Genomic DNA, 16,937 nt, shown 5'->3' on the forward strand with positions numbered 1-16,937 from the left:
TCAGGCCCCGACCGTCTCGGCGGCGGCGAGCACGCGCGCGAGGTTCTCGAGCAGGGCCTCCCGCGCGTAGGGCTTGCGGATGAGCGGCGCGCCTTCCGGCACCTCGGCCTCTGCCGTGTAGCCGGTGGCGAACAGCACCTTCACACCGGCGATGCGCCGGCGCACCAGCGTCGCCAGCATCACGCCATCCGGGCCGGGGCCGAGATTGATGTCGGTGAACAGCAGGTCGGGCTGGAACCCGCCATCGAGCACGGCAAGCGCGGTCGCAGCGCTGTCCGCCTCGGCGACGGTCAGCCCGGCAGAGCGGCACATCGACACCACCGCCGTGCGGAGCTGCGCCTCGTCCTCGACGACGAGCACGCGCGCACCGGCAAGCGGCTGCGCGGCCTTCACTGCTCCCTTCGCGCGCTCCCTCCGTTCGGCGACGGGAAGCGAGAAGCGCACGACCGTTCCCTCGCCGGCCTCGCTGTCGATCGACACCCTGCCTTGCGATTGCGTCACGAACCCGTAGACCTGCGCGAGGCCGAGCCCGGTTCCCTTGCCCGCCGGCTTGGTGGTGAAGAACGGCTCGAAGGCGCGGGCGATCACCTCCGGCGTCATGCCCGAGCCTTCGTCGGCCACGGCGAAGGCCACGTACCCCTCGTCCTCGTCCAGCCCTGCGGTGATGCGGATCGCGCCGCCCTCGGGCATCGCGTCGCGGGCGTTGATCGCGAGGTTGAGCAGGGCGGAGCGGAGCTGCCCGCCGTCGGCGAGCACGGGCGGCGTGCCAGGCACGGCGGTGAGCTCTGCCTTCACGCCGCGGCCAAGCGTGCGCGTCATCATCGGGCGGAGCTCGTCGAACAGGGCCGCAACGTCGACCGCCGTCGGCCGCAGCGGCTGGCGCCTCGCGAAGGCGAGCAGCTGCGTCGTCAGCTCCGAGCCGCCGGCGGCTGCGCGCCGCGCCGCCTCGAGCGCCTCGGAGGCGGGCGTGCCGGGAACCACCTCGTCGGCCAGGAGGTCCAGGTTGAGGGAAACGACGGTGAGCATGTTGTTCACGTCATGCGCGATACCGCCGGTGAGCTGGCCCAGCGCGGCGAGGCGGGTGGCGCTGGCGAGCTGCATCGCCGCCTCGCGTCGCTCGGTGATGTCCTGGCAGACGCCGACGATGGCGGTGACCTTGTCATTGCCCGAGAGCTCGGGTGCTGCGCGCGCCCAGCGATAGCGCACCGCGCCATCCGGGCGGCGGAGCCTGTATTCGAACTCGACCGTCTCGCCGGTGTAGCGAACCCGCGCGAGCATGGCCACAACGGCCGCCTTGTCCTCGGGATCGATCATCTCGAAGGCATTTTCCATCGAGATCGGCCCGCAATCGGCCCCGCCCGGCAAGCCCATCTGCTCGAGCACGTCGGCCGAGTACGTGACGTCGTTGGTCGCGAGATCGATGCGCCAGCGGCCGAGCCCGGCGATGCGCATCGCTTCGGCAAGCTCGGCCTCGCTCTGCGCGAGGCGCTCCTGCGTCTGCTTCCGCTCGGTGATGTCGTAGGTCACGCCCACCACGCCGCCGCCCGGCGCTGCCCGCACGAGCTGCTCGACCCAGCGCACCTCTCCGTCCGCACGGACGATGCGGTAGTTCTGATGAAGTGGGACGGAAAGGTCGGCTTCCGCCAGTTCGCGCGCGACGCGCGGCCGGTCGTCGGGGTGGACGACCTTCTCGCGCCACTGCCCAGGCGCGGAAGTCAGCTCCTTCGTGGGGTAGCCGGTCAGCGGCTCGGCCATGTTGCCGTGATAGGTCGAGGCCGCGGCGCGCTCCGGCCGGCTCCACATCAGGAGGCCGAGCGCGTCGGCGATGAGCTGGCCCCGATCCTCCGAGAGGGAGAGCTCGGTCGAGATCCGTGCGGCGCGCCAGGCCGCGAGCGCTGCGGCGATCAGCGCGATGCTAAGTCCGGCGAGCATCGTCGCCATGCCCGTGCGCCAGGGGGCCAGAACCGCGCTGCGGTCGCGCTGAACGAGGAGGACGAGGCCGAATTCGCGCAGCTCCCGCCGCGCCGAGATCGTCTCGATCATTCCGCCTTCGCCCGTCGGGTCGAGGCCGTGCTCTAGGGCGGCGATGTCTGCAGCGAGCTGGGGCGAGGCGAGGTCGACGCGCGGCATGGGGAGCCGCACGGGCGGGGGCCACTGGGCGATCGCCTGGCCGTCGTCGCGCGTCAGCCACACGGAACTGCCATTGCCGAGATCGTGCGGCGGGAGCAGGCCCGCGCCGACATCGAGCTGCACGATCGCCTGCACCCATCCTCCGCCGGGCAGTGCCCGCGACACGGCGATGACAGGCCGGCCGCGGACATAGTCGGCCTGGCCGGCATGCGGCGCGGCGAAGGCGAGGCCCGAGGGGGAGACGAGTCCGAGGCTGCTGACGTTGATCCGCCCGGCGTGATTGAGCGCCGCGCCCGCCGGGGGGGTGAGGCTGCGCGCGTTCGCGGCAAGCCGGCCATCTGGGGCGATCGCGATGAAGCCGACGCCTTCGCCGCCCGCGAGGTTGAGCCGCTTGAGCGCCTCGTGCACGTCGTCATCGACCGCGGCAGAGGCGAGGAGGGGGCCGTCGATCCAGCTCGGCAGCCCGTAGAGGGCGAAGCGGAGCGCCTGAAGCCGACGCTCCGTCGCCGCGGCCACGATGTCGGCCTGGGTGGCGATCTCGCGTTCCGCTTCGGTGAGGATGCGGGTGCGAAGCTTGTCGCCCGCCCAGAGCGGCAGGGCGAGGGTGACGGCGACGAGGGCGGAGACGAGGGCGACGGACTGCCACCGCCAGCGCCGCCTCAGCGGCAGCCTGGGCGTCCGGTACGGCGGGTCGGGTCTATTCGCGGCAGTGTTCTGCGCCATCGAACGCCGCTTCGAGGAAGGCCGTGATCGCCGCGCGGGTGACCGGCTTCGTCGCCATCTCGACATTCCGGAGCCCGGCGAGGGCGCCGATGTCACGGGCCATGCGGGCCCAGACCTCGCCATGGCCGGTGACGAGGAGCACGGGCGTGACAGGGTCGATCGTGGCGATCTCGCGCACAAGCTCGATGCCGTCCTGGTCGGGCATCATCACGTCGAGGATCACCGCGCCCGGGCGCAGGGCACCGAAAACCTTCGCGAAATCGCGGCTGTCGGTGAGCACGGTGGCTTCGCACCCGGCCGCAGAGGCGACGCGGGCGAGGGCCGAGGCCGCCTCGGCATTGTCGTCCATCACCAGCACCGTACGGGCCAACATGGTTCACCGGCTTCGTGCCCGGCCGGCAGAGGCTTGCCCTCCGCCATGCCTGGGGGTTTCGAGAACCCTACACGAAAAGCGCGATTGAGCACACGGTTTGCGCGCGCGCCGAGAAATGGGTCGTAGATTTGCACGCAAAAAGCCGTGTCCGGCTCCTTGGCCGCAGCCGTCCCGCCCTGCGGGCGCCCACTCATGCCACCAGCGCGGCGTGGGCCGCTTCTTCCACGTCGCGGCGCGGCCGACCATCGCCAGGGGCGGAGGGCAGCACGAAGCGGACGGTCGTGCCGAAGCCAGGCGTGCTCTCGATCCCGATCGTGCCGCGCGACTGGGCGACGAAGCCGTAGGCCTGGCTCAGGCCGAGCCCGCTTCCCTGGCCGGCGGGCTTGGTCGTGAAGAACGGCTCGAAGGCGCGTGCGGCCACGTCCTCGCTCATGCCGCTTCCCTCGTCCGTCACAGCGAACGCGACGTTGCCCTCGCTGTCCGGCCCGACGGTGATGACGAGCCGCCCCGTGCCGTCCATCGCGTCGCGTGCGTTGGCGGCGAGATTGAGCAGCGCGGTGCGAAGCTGCGTCGGGTCGGCGTAGACGCTGGGTGTGCCAAGGGCGACGTTCACGGCGACCGCGATGCGCGGGCCGAGCGCGCGGCCGAACATCGGCACGAGCTCGGCGAGCACGGCGGAGGGGTCTAGGCTCTCTGGCCGGAGCGGCTGGCGGCCCGCGAAGGCGAGGAGCTGGGCAGTCAGCCGCGCAGCGGTCTCGGCCGCGCGCACCGCCTGGGCGGTGGCGGCAAGGGCGAGCGATCCGGGCGGAAGCTCCTCCATGACGCCTTCGAGGTTCAGCAGCACCACGGTGAGCAGGTTGTTGAGATCGTGCGCGACCCCGCCCGTGAGATGGCCGAGCGCGCTCATCCTCTGCGCCTGGGCGAGCGCCGTCTGCGCCGCGCGGCGCTCAGTGATATCCTGGCAGACGACGACGACGGCGCCGCGCTCGCCATCGGGGTCGGTCTCGCAGCGTGCGCGCGACCAGATCAGCCGTACGGAACCGTTGGGAAGGCGCACCGCGAACTCGACATCGGCGCTGCCCCCGGTGCGGCGGACGGCGGCGAAGGCCTCCATCGCCGCGGCCCGCGTCTCTGGCGTGATCATCGCCGCGAACTCCTCGAGGGAGAGCAAGGCGCCACCCTCCGCGAGACCCCAGCCGGCGGCGAGCTCTGCCGAGGGTTCGACCACGTGCCGGCCGGGCGGGAGGCGAAGCGTGCCGATGCCGGCGAGGCGCAGCACCTCGCCGAGCTCCGCCTCGCGGCGGGCGAGCGCGGACTGCGCGTGGGTCAGCTCGGTCACGTCATGCAGGACGCCGACGGAGGAGCCGTCGCCGAGGCGCCGGGTGCGCGAATGCAGCCAGCGCACCGTGCCGTCGGGGCGGACGATGCGGAAGGTGGCCGAGCGGTCAGACGCCGGCTCGCCGCGCGCATCGGCCGCGTCGGCCGCGGCCCGGGCGGCGCGCAGCGCTGGCCTGTCGGCCGGGTGCTGCACCACGTCGGTCCAGGTGCCGCGGCGGCTTTCGAGGAACTGCCTGTCATGGCCGGTGATGCGGGTGACGCTGTCGCCGAAGAAGCGGGTGATGCCGGTCGGCGTGTTGCGGAACCAGATCGCGACGTCGAGCGCATCGGCCACCAGCGCGGCACGGGCCTCGGAGAGCGTGAGCGCGGCATCGGCCGCCCGCGCCCGCGCCCGGGCCGAGGCCGCCGCCATGCTGTAGGCGGCGGCAATGCCGAGCACGGCGACCAGCGCCGCGGCAACCGCGTTCACCCCCCGCCGCCAGGGCTGGAGCACCACCGCCTCGTCGCGCGAGGCGATCACGATCACCCGGTGCTCCGGCAGGTGCCGCCAGGCGAGCAGGCGGGGCGGCAGCACGCGCCCCGGCCCGAGCACGACCACGCCCCCGTTTCCGTTCTCGAGCGTGACGCCGAAGCTTTCGACGCCGGCAAGCCCAAGCTGAGGGTGGCAGGCGATGCGGCGTGCCGTCCTCTGCCAGCAGAGCAAGCGCCCCGCCAGGCCCGAATTCGACCCGCGGCAGGGCGGAGGCGTAGTCGCGCTCGGCGAGGTCGGTCTGGAACTGTGCCGAGAGCCGGTAGGACACCGCCTCGGCGGCGAGCGCGACCTGGGCCTCGAGGTCGCGCCTCGCGGCGTCGACCACATGCCCGCGCAGCGCGAGCGCGGCGAGGGCGAGCGTGCCGGCGATGGCAAGGGCGGCGAGCATGCCGGCCGGGCGCAGCGCCGCGGGCAGCCAGCGCGCCAGGGCGGGCAAGCGGAACGACGGGAGCGACGGGAGCGGCCAGGCGGGCATGGAGGCTGTTCCGGGTCCCTGTTCGAGGTCCGCGCCAGGCGCACGGCCAGGCGGAACCGTCCGTGTGTGAGAATATTCCTAGCATTCTAAGACATTTGTCCGCAAGGTCCCGCCTGGAGGGCTCGCGGCTCCGTGACCCGGCGGTGGGCGGCGCGGCGGGCGTCGCGCCGGGCTCCAAAAAGCCCTGGTTCAAAAAGATGGGGCCGCCGCTACATTGCCCGCCATGCCCGAGACAAAGCCGCGCGTTGCGCTGTTCGTGACCTGCCTCGTCGATCTCTACCGGCCGACGGTGGGGTTCGCCGCGATCAAGCTGCTGAAGCAGGCCGGCTGCACGGTCGAGGTTCCGCCGAACCAGACCTGCTGCGGCCAGCCCGCCTACAACAGCGGCGACAAGGCGGACGCGGCCGACATCGCGCGCTCGGTCATCGCGCTTCTCGAGCCGTACGACTACGTCGCTGTTCCCTCAGGCTCCTGCGGGGGAATGATCCACGACCAGTATGCCGTGCTGCTCGCCTCCGACCCCGAGTGGAAGGCCCGGGCCGAGCGGGTGGGTGCGAAGACCTTCGAGCTCGTCAGCTTCCTCGTGGACGTGATGGGCATGGCCGGCGTGGAAGCGAGCTACCAGGGCACCGTGACCTATCACGACAGCTGCTCGGGCCTGCGCGAGCTCGGCGTGAAGGCGCAGCCACGCGCCCTGCTCGCGACGGTCGCGGGGCTCACGCTCGCCGAGATGGAGGATGCGGAGGTGTGCTGCGGCTTCGGCGGCACCTTCTGCGTGAAGTACCCCGACATTTCCGTGCGCATGGTGTCGGACAAGGTGGAGAACATCCGCAGGAGCGGCGCCGATACGCTTCTCGCCGGCGACCTCGGCTGCCTCCTGAACATGTCCGGCCGGCTCTCCCGCCTCGGCCATGAGGTGCGGGTGCGGCACGTGGCGGAAGTGCTCGCGGGCGTGACCGACCAGGTTCCGCCGATCGGCGCCGGGAAAGGGGGCTGAGCCCGATGCACATCACCTCGCCGGCCTTCAAGCAGAATGCCCGGCATGCGCTGGCAGACGCGAACCTGCAGCGCGCGCTGTCGAATGCGCGCACGGGATTCGTCGAGAAGCGCGCCCGCGCCGTCGCCGCGCTGCCGGAGTTCGAGGCACTGCGCGAAGAGGGGCGCGACCTCAAGAACCACGTCCTCGCGCATCTCGACTTCTACCTCGACACCTACGCGAAGGCGGTCGAGGCGAATGGCGGCACGGTGCACTGGTGCGAGACGGCCGACGATGCGCGACGCGCCGTCGTCGAGATCTGCCGCGCCGTGGGCGCGCGCACGGTCACCAAGGGCAAGTCGATGATCGGCGAGGAGCTCGGCATCAACGAGCATCTCGAGACAGCGGGGATCGCGCCGATCGAGACCGATCTCGGCGAGTACATCATCCAGCTCCGCAAGGAGCCGCCGAGCCACATCATCGCACCGGCCATCCACCTCAACCGCGAGGACTGGATCGAGGCGTTCCGCGAGAAGCACACCGCGCTGCCGGCAGACCGCGCCTTCGCCGAGCGCAAGACGCTGATCGACGAGGCGCGGTCGGTGCTCCGCTCGCGCTTCCTCGCGGCGGATGTCGGCATCACCGGCGCGAACATGCTGATCGCCGAGACGGGCAGTTCCGTCATCGTCACGAACGAGGGCAACGGAGACCTGACGCAGACGCTGCCGAAGGTGCACATCGTGCTCGCCTCGGTCGAGAAGGTGGTGCCGACGCTCGAGGATGCCTGCACGATCCTGCGGCTGCTCGCCCGCTCCGCCACCGGCCAGGACTTCTCGACCTACACGACCTTCTCCACCGGCCCGCGCCGCGCCGGCGACCTCGACGGGCCGGGCGAGTACCACGTGATCCTGCTCGACAACGGGCGTACGAGCATGATCGGAACAGAATTCCAGGAGATGCTCCGCTGCATCCGCTGCGCTGCGTGCATGAACCACTGCCCCGTGTACGGCGCGGTGGGCGGGCACGCCTATGGCTGGGTGTATCCAGGGCCGATGGGCTCGGTTCTCACGCCGTCTCTGATCGGGGTGGACAAGGCCGGTCACCTGCCGAACGCATCCACCTTCTGCGGGCGCTGCGAGAGCGTGTGCCCGATGAAGATCCCGCTTCCGAAGATGATGCGCCACTGGCGCGAGCGGGAGTTCGAGCGGCACCTCTCTCCATCCGCGGCGCGCTTCGGCCTCGGCGCGTGGGCCTGGTTCGCCAAGCGCCCCTGGGCCTACAGGCTCGCAGCGCGGCTCGGCGCAGGCGTGCTCGGGATTGCGGGGCGCAAGCGCGGGCGGCTCGGCGCCCTGCCGCTTGCGGGAGGCTGGACGGACGGGCGCGACATGCCCACCCCCGAAGGCGAAACCTTCCAGGCCCGATACGCGCGGCTGAAGAAGCAGGGGCTCGTCTGATGGCAGGCGCCGAGACCGATGCGCGGAGCCGCATGCTCGGCCGCATCCGGCGGGGCCTGAAGCGCGGGCCTCTGCCGGAGAGCGTCGCCTCGGGGCTGACGGAGCGGCTGAAATCGCACCCGCGAAACCTCATTCCCGCCCGCTCGCGCATTCCCCGCGCAGAGCAGCTGGCACTCTGGAAGGCGAACATCGTCAAGGAGCACGGGACGGTCGCCGAGGCCGCCTCGGAGGCGGAGATCCCCGGCCTCGTGGCAGACTATCTCGCTTCGCAGAACATTCCGCCCGTGGTTCGTATCGCGCCCGACCCGTCCATCGCCGCGCTGCCCTGGGGGGAGCGCCCGCTTCTCTCCGTCGCCGTCGGCCGGGCCGAGGCGCAGGACACGGTCTCCGTCACGCCCTGCTTCGCCGCCGTCGCCGAGACGGGAACGATGTTCTTCCCCTCCGGGCCGCATCATCCGACGACGCTCAACATCATGCCGGAGACGCAGATCGTCGTCCTGCGCCAGAGCCGGATCGTCGGCGCGTACGAGGAGGTGTGGGACCTGCTGCGCCGCGAGCAGGGGAGCGTGTGGGACGGGCCGACCGGCACGCGCTTCATGCCGCGCAACGTCATGCTGGTGACCGGCCCGAGCCGCACGGCGGACATCGAGCAGACGATCGAGCTCGGCGCGCACGGCCCGCGCAGGGTTCATGTCATCCTGCTCAAGGATGAACAGCCATGAACCCCGCGCAGGCCGTCATCATGCCTCTTGCCGCTCCGCGGCACGGCCCGCGCAGGGTTCATGTGATCCTTCTGAAGGACGAGGCGGCGTGAAGGCCGCGCGCCCGCCGCGCGGGCGCGTTCCTCCCGCGAGGCGCCGACGCACGCTGACGGAGGACGAGGCCTCGCTCTGGCGGGGCTTCGTCGCCGCGAGCGGCATCGTGCCGCTGCGCCCCGAAGCGTTGCCCGAGCCGCGCATGCCGGAGCCCGAGCCTGCCGCGTCTCCGGCGAGCGTTCCGGCACCGGCCGCTTCGCCACCGCGTGCCGCGCCGATGGCGGAGCTCGCTGTCGGCATCGCGCCTGGCGGGCTCGACCGAAAGCGATGGGATCAGCTGCGTCGCGGCCGGCTGGTGCCGGAGCGCACGCTCGACCTGCACGGGCGGCGGGCGGAGGAGGCGCACCGGGCAGTGACGGGCTTCATCGCCGCGAGCTGGGCCGAGGGGCGGCGCTGCGTCGCGATCGTCACGGGCAAGGGCTCGGGCGAGACGGGCGGGGTCCTGCGGCGGGAGCTGCCGCACTGGCTCAACGCGCCAGGGCTGCGTGGCATGATCCTCGCGCTCGCGCATCCGCACAGCGCGAACACGGGGGCGGTGCATGTGCTGCTCAGGCGCAAGAAGTAGAGGCCGGGAACGCCCGCGGGCCGTCGCCCGACCAGCAGGAGGGCGACCCTCATGCCGGGGGGTGTGGGGGGCCGCGCTGTGGTCCCCCACCCGTCCATGACCCCCTTCGGCCAGCGCCTCCGCGCGCTCCGCGCCTCGCGCGGCATGACCCAGGCCGCGATGGCAGACGCGCTGCAGGTCTCCGCCGCCTATCTCTCCGCGCTCGAGCACGGCCGCCGTGGCAGGCCGACGGCCGGGCTGATCCACCAGATCTGCGACCTGTTCGGCCTCATCTGGGACGATGCCGAGGAGCTTTCGCGGCTCGCGCGGATCTCGCACCCCCGCATCGTCGTCGACACCGCGGGGCTCGACGCGGCGCGGACGGAACTCGCCAACCGCCTCGCGCGCGACATCGCCCGCCTGCCGGACGAGACGGTGCGCACGATGCTCGAGGCGCTGAACGCTGCCACGCCGCGGCGGCGGGTGCGGGTGCGCGCGAAAAGCTAGTTCGACAGCGACGCCGGCAGGAGCAGCCACCACGCGCCGCGCGAGCGCATCCGCCCCGCCGGCTCGCCCGCCTGGTCGCCCCAGCCCCAGAACACGTCGCCCCGCACCGGGCCGCGGATGGCGCCGCCGATGTCCTGCGCCATCAGCACGCGTCGATAGGGCGCGTTCGTCAGCGGGTGGGTGATGTCGACGAACACGGGGATGCCGAGCGGAATGAAGCTGCGATCAACCGCGATCGACCGCTCCGGCGTCAGCGGCACGCCGAATGCGCCGGGCGGGCCTTCGTCCGGGTTCAGGCCGCGGATCTCGCGGAAGAACACGTAGGAGGGGTTCTGGTCCATCAGCGCCTGGGCCTCGGCGGGGTTCGCCGCAAGCCAGGCGCGGATCGACTGCATCGACACCTGCTCCTGCGTCATCACCCCACGCTCGACCAGGATGCGGCCGATCGGCACGTAGGCGTGGCCGTTCTGCGCGGCATAGCCGACGCGCGCGACGCCCCCCTCGGCGAGGCGCACGCGGCCGCTGCCCTGCACCTGCAGGAAGAAGGCATCCACGGGGTCGTCGACCCACATCATCTCGAGCCTGCGGCCATCGAGCGCGCCGCGCACGATCTCCGCCCGCGAGGCGTAGGGAACGAGGCGCCCCTGCTCGACGCGGCCCGCGGTCCGCCGGCCGCGCAGCTCCTCGAGGAACTCGCCGAGCTCGACCTGGATCAGGTCGTTCGGGCGCGCATGCAGCGGCACAGCGCCGGCGCGGCGCCTGCGGCTGCCCGACACCTCCGGCTCGTAGTAGCCGGTGAAGAGGCCGAAGGGCTCGGACTGGGCGGGGCCGACATTGGTCGCGAGCCAGGGGCGGAAGCGCGTCTCGAAGAAGCGGCGTGCCGCGGCATTGTCGCCAGGCGGAAGCCCGGCTGCCTCGTTGCAGAGCGGCATCCAGTCGGACACCCGCCCGGCGCGCGGAGCGGCGACATCGGCGCCGCCGAGCGGCCGGTCAGGCGGCATGGCGGCAAGACGGCGGCACGTCTCGGCGAAGGCGGGGATGATCTCTGCGTGCCGCTCCTCGCCCCAACCGGGCAGCACCTGGAAGGACGACGGGGCAATCGACAGGCGATCAGGCGGGGCGGCCGGCTGCGGCACGGGAACGGCGACGCAGCCTGCAACCAGGATCGCGCCAAGCAGCGCTCCGAGACGTGCGGCAGGGCCCATTGCCCCGCGCGCGATGGTGCGCCGCCGTTCTGGCCGCATCGGTTGCCCCCCTGAATGTTCTCGTGATGTCGCCCCCGCGAGGACCGGGCTTGCGCCCGTCACGCCCTCTGGTCCTCGAAGCCCGGCATTCCTATTCCGAGCGCGTTCCGACGAGCAGCCAGGTCGGATCGGCCGCGTTGAGGTCGCGTGCGAAGGACCAGATGTCGATCGTCTCCACCACCGCCTCGGAGCCGGCGACGAGGATGCCGCCCTGGCCGGTGGTGATGTTGATCTGGTCGGTCACGAAGCGGACGCCGATCGTCGCGAAGGTGCCGCGCAGGTCCGCTTCGACGATCGTGCTTTCTCGGAACGACGCAACCTCGGTGCGCTGGCTCTCGCCCGCCTGCTCGCGGGCGGTGATGGCGGCCTCGAAATCGGCGTAGACCTCGGGGCTCAGCAGGCCCTTCAGCGTATCCCGGTCACCCGCCGCGAAGGAGGTGACGATCATGCGGAAGGCACCCTCCGCGCCATCGAGGAAGGCGGCGGCGTCGAAGGAGGGGTCGACCTGCCGGATGCGGGCGAGCGCCTGGCCGGCCGGGCTCGCCGGCGCGGGAAGCGCGCGGGCGGGGCCGGGCAGGGCGCGCTGGTCGGCCGCGTCCTCCGCCGTGGTGTCGATCGTTCGCTGGGCCTCGCCCGTGCCCTGGTCGAGCGGCGCGGGCGGGCGCTCATAGCCCGTGCGACGGCCGAGGATGCCGCGCAGGCGCAGCACCAGGAATGCCGCGACCATCGCGAACAGGATCAGATCAACGGGGAAGCCGCCTGCCATATGCAAGAGATAGGGGAGGGGCGGGACCCGCACAAGCGGAACCGGAGGCGGCTTTCGCCGGCGTGACCCTGCCACGCGCCCCCTTGCCGGGTTTCCAGGGCTTCGCTACCTCGGGCTGCATGATCCTCCTCCGCCACGGCCAGTCCGAATTCAACGCCGCCTTCTCCGTCACCCGCGTCGATCCCGGCATCGCCGATCCGAAGCTAACCCCGCTCGGGCGCGAGCAGGCGGAGGCTGCTGCGGAGGCGCTCGCTGGCGAACGCATCGCGCGGATCATCTGCTCGCCCTTCACCCGCGCGTTGCAGACGGCGGCGATCGTCGCCGGACGGCTTTCGCTTCCGGTCGTCGTCAACCCGATCGTGCGCGAGCGCTGCGCCTTCCATTGCGACATCGGCACGCCGACCTCCGCCCTCGCCCGCGCGTGGCCCGACCTCGATTTCTCGCACATCGACGAGCAGTGGTGGCCGACGCTCGAGGAGAGCGAGGCAGAGACGGAGGCGCGCGCCGCAGCGTTCCGCGCAGAGATGGCGGCGCTGCCCGACTGGTCGGACACGCTGGTCGTCACGCACTGGGGGTTCATCCTCTGCATGACCGGCGAGCGCGTGCAGAACTGCGAATGGCGCCGCTGCGACCCGACCGCGCCAGGCCCCGAGGCGGTGCCCTGGCTGAAGATGTGAGGCTCGTGCGGCCAGCCAAGCCTGCGGAGCAGGCGCCCGGCGCCTGAGGGCAAGAATCACCCCAAGCCTGCGGAGCAGGCGCCCGGCGCCTGAGGGCAAGAATCACCCCAAGCCTGCGGAGCCGGCGCCCGGAACCTGAGGGGCAAACCTACCCGAGCGGGCCGACGGCTGCTTCCAGCGCGCCCCACGCTTCCTCGCCGAACCGCGCACGCCAGCGGGCGTAGAACCCGTCGCGCGCCAGTGCCTCGCGGAACGTGTCCGCGTCCGCCGTGTTGACGATCATCCCGCGCGCCGACAGCTCCGACACCATGCGCTCGGCCATCGCCTCGGTATGCGCACGCTGGGCCTCCGCCGCGGCACGCGCGTGCCTGCGCACCACTGCCTGGATCGTCGGCGGCAGGCTCTGCCAGAACGGCAGGTGCCCGATCAGGTTGAACCCCGACCACATGTGCCCGGTGAGCGAGAGGAAGCGGCTCACCTCGTAGAGGCGGTTCACCAGCATGACGACGAGCGCGTTCTCCTGCACGCTCGCGCGGCCGGACGCGAGCGCGGAATGGAGCTCGCGGATGTTCACCGTCACCGGCTCGCCGCCGAGGGCGCGGACGAAGTCGCGGAACAGCTCGCCATCCGGCACGCGCACGGTCAGCCCGCGCAGGTCTGCCGCGGTGCGGATCGGCGCGAGCGAGGCGCCGAAATGGCGGAACCCGTTCTCGAACGTCGCCTCGGGAAGCATCAGGATGCCGGCGCGCGCGCATTCCTCGGCGAGGTAGCGGCCGAACGGACCGTCCATCGCCTCGAAGACATGCGCGTGGTCGCGGAAAGCGAAGGGAAGGCCCTGCATCTCGGTCGCCTTCACGGCGTTGCCGAGGATGCCGCCCATCAGCGTGTGGAACTCGAGCCGCCCGTCCTGGACCATCCGCAGCGCCTCGGTGTCCGACCCCGGGATGTCGCCGCAGCGGGCATGGACGGTGACGGCGAGCATGCCGTCGGTGTCGCGGCGCACGCCGTCCCACAGCCGCACGAGGAAGCCGTGGATGTGGCTGTCCTCTGGCTGGTTGTGAAACTGGCGGCCCGTGATGGGCGCGGCGGGAGACGACTGCATCGCCTCCGGAACGTCTCCCGCCGCTGGCATCACTCTGCCGCCTTCGCCACGCTGACTGCGGGAGCGTAGGTGACCTTCACCTCGCCGATCCCGTCCACCCAGCCCTCGAGCACGTCGCCCGGGCCGACGGCGGCGACGCCCGCGGGCGTGCCGGTCATGATGATGTCGCCCGGCGCGAGTGCCACGAGCCGCGAGAGGTAGGCGATCGTTTCCTGCACGTTCCAGATCTGCTGCGCGAGGTCGCCCTGCTGGCGCACCTGGCCGTTCACCTTCAGCCCGATCGTGCCCTTCGCGGGATGGCCGATGCGCGCGGCCGGAACGAGTGCGCCCATCGGGCAGGACTGGTCGAAGCCCTTGCCCATCTCCCAGGGGCGCTGGAGCTTCTTCGCCTCGCCCTGCAGGTCGCGCCGCGTCATGTCGAGGCCGACGGCGTATCCCCACACATGCTCGAGCGCCTTGTCCTCGGCGATGTTCGCCCCGCCCTTGCCGATCGCGACGACGAGCTCGATCTCGTGGTGCAGGTCCTTCGTCATCGGCGGATAGGCGATGGTCGAGCCCGACGGCACCAGCGTGTCGGCGGGCTTGGCGAAGAAGAAGGGCGGCTCGCGGTTCGGGTCATGCCCCATCTCGCGCGCATGGTCGGCGTAGTTGCGGCCGACGCACCAGATGCGGCGGACGGGAAAGAGTTGCGCCTCGCGCGGGCTCTCGCCCGCTGCCGGCGCGACCGGGATCGCGGCTTGCGGCGCGGGGGGGATGACGTAGTTCGGCATCGTATCGTTCCTTTTCATCTACGAACGCGTCTCAGTCCGCCTTGATGTCGGCGGTCCTGACCACCTCGACCCAGCGGGCATGGTCTGCCCGCATCGTGGCCGCGAGCGCATCCGCGTCGAGCGGCCAGATCTCGTTGCCCGCCTTCGCGAGCCGCTCCTCGATGCCCGGGGTCGCCAGCGCCTTGGTCGCGGCGGCGCGAGCGCGCGACACCACCGCCTCGGGCGTACCCTTCGGCGCGAACAGCGCGATCCAGGACGAGTAGTCATACCCCGCAACGCCCTGCTCGGCGACCGTCGGGATGTCCGGCATGGCCTTCGACCGGCGGGGGCCCGCGAAGGCGATGAGCCGCACCTTGTTGCCGTCGAGGAACGGGAGCGCGAGGGTGTGGGCGATGAACATCACCTGCACGTGGCCGGCGGCAAGGTCGGCCGCCGCCTGGGTGGCGCCGCGATAGGGAACATGCGTCATGCGCACGCCGGCCATCGCCATGAACATCTCGGTGGCAAGGTGCTGCGGCGAGCCCGCGCCGCCGGAGGCGTAGTTGACCTCGCCGCCCCTGCTGCGCGCCCAGGCGATGAGCTCCTGCACGTTCGTCGCCGGGACGGAAGGGTGCACGCCGAGATAGGTCGGGATGGTCGCGAAGCCGGCGATGGGGATGAAGTCGGCGAAGGTGTCGAAGCCGACGCGGCCCTGGCGGATCACCGGAAGTATGGTGAGGATGGAGTTGTTCAGCGCAGCGAGGGTGTAGCCGTCCGGCCGCGCCCGGGCCGCACGCTCGGCGCCGATCTGCCCGGCCGCGCCGAGCACGTTCTCGACCACGAAACGCTGGCCGAGCTCGCCCTCCATCGCCTCGAGGACGATGCGCGCCGCGGCATCGGAGGCCGAGCCGGCCTGGAGCGGCAGGATCACGCCCACGGGGCGGGCGGGCCACTGCTCCTGCGCCTCCGCGCGCGCGGCAAGGGGTGCGGCAAGCGCGCCAAGGACGAGCGAACGGCGTGACACCATGGACCTCTCCTCGAGCGCGGTTGCGGGACCGTTCCCGAACGCGACGCTCCCTGTCTGCGATCGGCTCTTCGCGACCAATCTTCCGATTGGTTCTAGTGCGCCAAGCTGAGAGAGGTCAAGTGGACTTCCGATATCTGCGGGTACGGGCTATATGTTCGAAATGACGGATTGGTTGACCAATCAGGCCAATGGTACGGCGTCGGGCGGGAACGCGACCATCCTCACCCTGCTCCAGGCCTATCTCGCCACCGCGCCCCTGCCGCCCGACGGCCGCCTGCCGCCCGAGCGCGTGCTGGCCGACAAGCTCGGCACCTCCCGGGCGGGGCTGCGCAAGGCGCTCGCGGCCCTGGAGGCGGAGGGTCAGCTCTGGCGGCATGTGGGGAAGGGGACGTTCCTCGGCGCCCGGCCGATCGGCGCGATCGGCGATGTGGCGGCGGTGGCAGCCCGGGTCGGCCCCGTGGCGGTGATGCAGGCGCGGCTAGTGCTCGAGCCGCCGCTGGCCCGGCTCGCGGCGCTGAATGCCGGGAGGTCGCAGCTCGACGCGCTGGCCGCGATCGCCACCGCCTGCGAGGCCGCACCCACCTGGCGGCACTACGAGAGCCAGGACGCCGCGCTGCACCGGGGCATTGCCGAGGCAGCGGGCAACCCGCTTCTGCTGCACCTGTTCGACCAGGCCGCCGCCGTGCGCCGGGCAGTGACCTGGGCGCGCCCGCGCGCCGGCACCGAGGCCCCGCCGCGCGACCACCACTCCTTCGCCGAGCACCGCGCGCTCGTCGCCGCCATCACCGCGCGCGACGGCGCCGCTGCCGAGGAGGCGATGCGGGCGCATATCGCAACGGTGCTGGCGCGCCTGGGCGCCTGAGCAGCCGCCCGACGGTTGCGACCCGCCGTGGAGAGCGCCCGGGCAGGTTCGAGATTGCAGCGGGCGTGGGCGCCCTTATGCGTTCGCGGCCGGCGGGGGGGTGATGTCGGCGGCGTTGGCCTGGCCGCGGCGGCTCTGCCACAGCGCGAGGAAGTCGATCGGCTGAAGAAGCACGGCGGGGAAGCCGCTCTCGCGCGTCACGTCGGAGACGATCGAGCGCGCGAAGGGGAACAGGAGCCGCGGCGCCTCGACCAGAAGCACCGGCTCGAGCATGTCCTGCGGGATCGAGGTCAGCGTGAACACGCCTGCGTAGTCGAGTTCGACGATGAAGCAGGTCTTGTCCTCGACCTTCGCCTCGGCGCGGATCGACAGCACCACCTCGAAGGCGCCGTCTGCGACCCGGCGTGCGTTCACGTCGAGGTTCACCTGGACCTGGGGGGCCTGGCGCACCTGCACGTAGATGTCTGGCGCGCCGGGAACCTCGAAGGAGAGGTCCTTCACGTACTGGATGTTGATCGCCATGCCGGGGGGCGGAGCGGCGGCGTCGCTGCCGCCCTGGCCGTCTGTCAGGCCGGAGCCGTTGGCGCGCGTATCGGTCATCTGATCTGTCCTTCGCCGTGATCCTGAAGCGTTGCGCGAGGCG

Annotated in this window: 16 protein-coding genes; 7 read left to right on the forward strand and 9 right to left on the reverse strand. The window is 71.8% G+C overall.

Annotated elements, in window-relative coordinates; all coding sequences use genetic code 11:
- From FIF60_RS15955 to FIF60_RS15965, 3 genes are all read right to left on the reverse strand, one after another.
- A complete protein-coding gene (locus FIF60_RS15955) occupies window positions 1-2,853 on the reverse strand; it encodes an ATP-binding protein (protein WP_144187091.1) in 2,853 nt (950 codons plus the stop codon).
- A complete protein-coding gene (locus FIF60_RS15960; protein ID WP_144187092.1) occupies window positions 2,828-3,226 on the reverse strand; it encodes a response regulator in 399 nt (132 codons plus the stop codon). Before FIF60_RS15960 ends, FIF60_RS15955 begins: the two co-directional genes overlap by 26 nt.
- A gap of 190 nt (window positions 3,227-3,416) precedes the next feature.
- Complete coding sequence (locus tag FIF60_RS15965) at window positions 3,417-5,267, reverse strand: PAS domain-containing sensor histidine kinase (RefSeq protein WP_158639256.1); 1,851 nt, start codon at window positions 5,265-5,267, stop codon at window positions 3,417-3,419.
- A 527-nt stretch (window positions 5,268-5,794) separates the two neighbouring features.
- Here FIF60_RS15965 and FIF60_RS15970 point away from each other — a divergent pair.
- From FIF60_RS15970 to FIF60_RS15990, 5 genes are all read left to right on the forward strand, one after another.
- On the forward strand, window positions 5,795-6,568 hold the full coding sequence (locus tag FIF60_RS15970) for a (Fe-S)-binding protein (protein ID WP_144187094.1): 774 nt from the start codon (window positions 5,795-5,797) through the stop codon (window positions 6,566-6,568).
- 5 nt (window positions 6,569-6,573) lie between these two features.
- Window positions 6,574-8,001 carry a LutB/LldF family L-lactate oxidation iron-sulfur protein gene (locus FIF60_RS15975; RefSeq protein ID WP_144187095.1) on the forward strand — a complete coding sequence of 476 codons (1,428 nt, stop codon included), beginning with the start codon at window positions 6,574-6,576 and terminating at the stop codon, window positions 7,999-8,001.
- Window positions 8,001-8,723 (forward strand): LutC/YkgG family protein, encoded by a 723-nt coding sequence (locus FIF60_RS15980; RefSeq protein ID WP_144187096.1) that lies wholly within the window; start codon window positions 8,001-8,003, stop codon window positions 8,721-8,723. Before FIF60_RS15975 ends, FIF60_RS15980 begins: the two co-directional genes overlap by 1 nt.
- Before the next feature lie 88 nt (window positions 8,724-8,811).
- Window positions 8,812-9,381, forward strand: a complete 570-nt coding sequence (locus tag FIF60_RS15985) for a Smr/MutS family protein (RefSeq protein WP_239451662.1) — start codon at window positions 8,812-8,814, stop codon at window positions 9,379-9,381.
- A 96-nt stretch (window positions 9,382-9,477) separates the two neighbouring features.
- Window positions 9,478-9,867: a helix-turn-helix transcriptional regulator gene (locus FIF60_RS15990; RefSeq protein WP_144187098.1), complete on the forward strand. Its 390-nt coding sequence runs from the start codon at window positions 9,478-9,480 to the stop codon at window positions 9,865-9,867.
- Here FIF60_RS15990 and mltA read toward each other — a convergent pair.
- Together mltA and FIF60_RS16000 are read right to left on the reverse strand one after the other, a co-directional pair.
- Entirely contained in the window at window positions 9,864-11,111 is a 1,248-nt protein-coding gene (gene mltA, locus FIF60_RS15995; protein WP_144187099.1) for a murein transglycosylase A, read from the reverse strand. The genes FIF60_RS15990 and mltA overlap by 4 nt on opposite strands.
- A 91-nt stretch (window positions 11,112-11,202) precedes the next feature.
- The gene (locus FIF60_RS16000) at window positions 11,203-11,877 is read right to left on the reverse strand and encodes a Tim44/TimA family putative adaptor protein (protein WP_144187100.1); all 675 of its coding nucleotides are present in this window, start codon (window positions 11,875-11,877) and stop codon (window positions 11,203-11,205) included.
- A 119-nt stretch (window positions 11,878-11,996) separates the two neighbouring features.
- Here FIF60_RS16000 and FIF60_RS16005 point away from each other — a divergent pair, with 119 nt between their 5' ends.
- The gene (locus tag FIF60_RS16005; RefSeq protein WP_144187114.1) at window positions 11,997-12,554 is read left to right on the forward strand and encodes a histidine phosphatase family protein; all 558 of its coding nucleotides are present in this window, start codon (window positions 11,997-11,999) and stop codon (window positions 12,552-12,554) included.
- A gap of 148 nt (window positions 12,555-12,702) precedes the next feature.
- Here FIF60_RS16005 and FIF60_RS16010 read toward each other — a convergent pair whose 3' ends face one another.
- The 3 genes from FIF60_RS16010 to FIF60_RS16020 are packed head-to-tail and all read right to left on the reverse strand — an operon-like array spanning window position 12,703 to window position 15,432.
- Window positions 12,703-13,686 (reverse strand): TRAP transporter substrate-binding protein, encoded by a 984-nt coding sequence (locus FIF60_RS16010; RefSeq protein WP_144187101.1) that lies wholly within the window; start codon window positions 13,684-13,686, stop codon window positions 12,703-12,705.
- Entirely contained in the window at window positions 13,686-14,426 is a 741-nt protein-coding gene (locus FIF60_RS16015) for a fumarylacetoacetate hydrolase family protein (RefSeq protein ID WP_144187102.1), read from the reverse strand. The genes FIF60_RS16010 and FIF60_RS16015 overlap by 1 nt, the downstream gene beginning before the upstream one ends.
- A gap of 31 nt (window positions 14,427-14,457) precedes the next feature.
- Entirely contained in the window at window positions 14,458-15,432 is a 975-nt protein-coding gene (locus FIF60_RS16020) for a Bug family tripartite tricarboxylate transporter substrate binding protein (protein WP_144187103.1), read from the reverse strand.
- Window positions 15,433-15,604: 172 nt separating this feature from the next.
- Here FIF60_RS16020 and FIF60_RS16025 point away from each other — a divergent pair, with 172 nt between their 5' ends.
- A complete protein-coding gene (locus FIF60_RS16025) occupies window positions 15,605-16,294 on the forward strand; it encodes a FadR/GntR family transcriptional regulator (RefSeq protein ID WP_239451663.1) in 690 nt (229 codons plus the stop codon).
- A gap of 75 nt (window positions 16,295-16,369) precedes the next feature.
- Here the strand turns inward: FIF60_RS16025 and secB are convergent, their stop codons facing one another.
- Window positions 16,370-16,894, reverse strand: coding sequence for a protein-export chaperone SecB (gene secB / locus FIF60_RS16030; RefSeq protein ID WP_144187104.1), 525 nt, complete (start codon window positions 16,892-16,894; stop codon window positions 16,370-16,372).
- Between the last annotated feature and the right edge of the window lie 43 nt (window positions 16,895-16,937).

The organism is Elioraea rosea (assembly GCF_007644105.1).
GTDB lineage: Bacteria > Pseudomonadota > Alphaproteobacteria > Acetobacterales > Acetobacteraceae > Elioraea_A > Elioraea_A rosea.

Coding starts and splice junctions, on each gene's coding strand:
- FIF60_RS15955 (WP_144187091.1), bottom strand. CDS start 2,853: ATGGCGCAGAACACTGCCGCGAATAGACCCGACCCGCCGTACCGGACG.
- FIF60_RS15960 (WP_144187092.1), bottom strand. CDS start 3,226: ATGTTGGCCCGTACGGTGCTGGTGATGGACGACAATGCCGAGGCGGCC.
- FIF60_RS15970 (WP_144187094.1), top strand. CDS start 5,795: ATGCCCGAGACAAAGCCGCGCGTTGCGCTGTTCGTGACCTGCCTCGTC.
- FIF60_RS15975 (WP_144187095.1), top strand. CDS start 6,574: ATGCACATCACCTCGCCGGCCTTCAAGCAGAATGCCCGGCATGCGCTG.
- FIF60_RS15980 (WP_144187096.1), top strand. CDS start 8,001: ATGGCAGGCGCCGAGACCGATGCGCGGAGCCGCATGCTCGGCCGCATC.
- FIF60_RS15990 (WP_144187098.1), top strand. CDS start 9,478: ATGACCCCCTTCGGCCAGCGCCTCCGCGCGCTCCGCGCCTCGCGCGGC.
- mltA (WP_144187099.1), bottom strand. CDS start 11,111: ATGCGGCCAGAACGGCGGCGCACCATCGCGCGCGGGGCAATGGGCCCT.
- FIF60_RS16000 (WP_144187100.1), bottom strand. CDS start 11,877: ATGGCAGGCGGCTTCCCCGTTGATCTGATCCTGTTCGCGATGGTCGCG.
- FIF60_RS16005 (WP_144187114.1), top strand. CDS start 11,997: ATGATCCTCCTCCGCCACGGCCAGTCCGAATTCAACGCCGCCTTCTCC.
- FIF60_RS16010 (WP_144187101.1), bottom strand. CDS start 13,686: ATGCCAGCGGCGGGAGACGTTCCGGAGGCGATGCAGTCGTCTCCCGCC.
- FIF60_RS16015 (WP_144187102.1), bottom strand. CDS start 14,426: ATGCCGAACTACGTCATCCCCCCCGCGCCGCAAGCCGCGATCCCGGTC.
- FIF60_RS16020 (WP_144187103.1), bottom strand. CDS start 15,432: ATGGTGTCACGCCGTTCGCTCGTCCTTGGCGCGCTTGCCGCACCCCTT.
- secB (WP_144187104.1), bottom strand. CDS start 16,894: ATGACCGATACGCGCGCCAACGGCTCCGGCCTGACAGACGGCCAGGGC.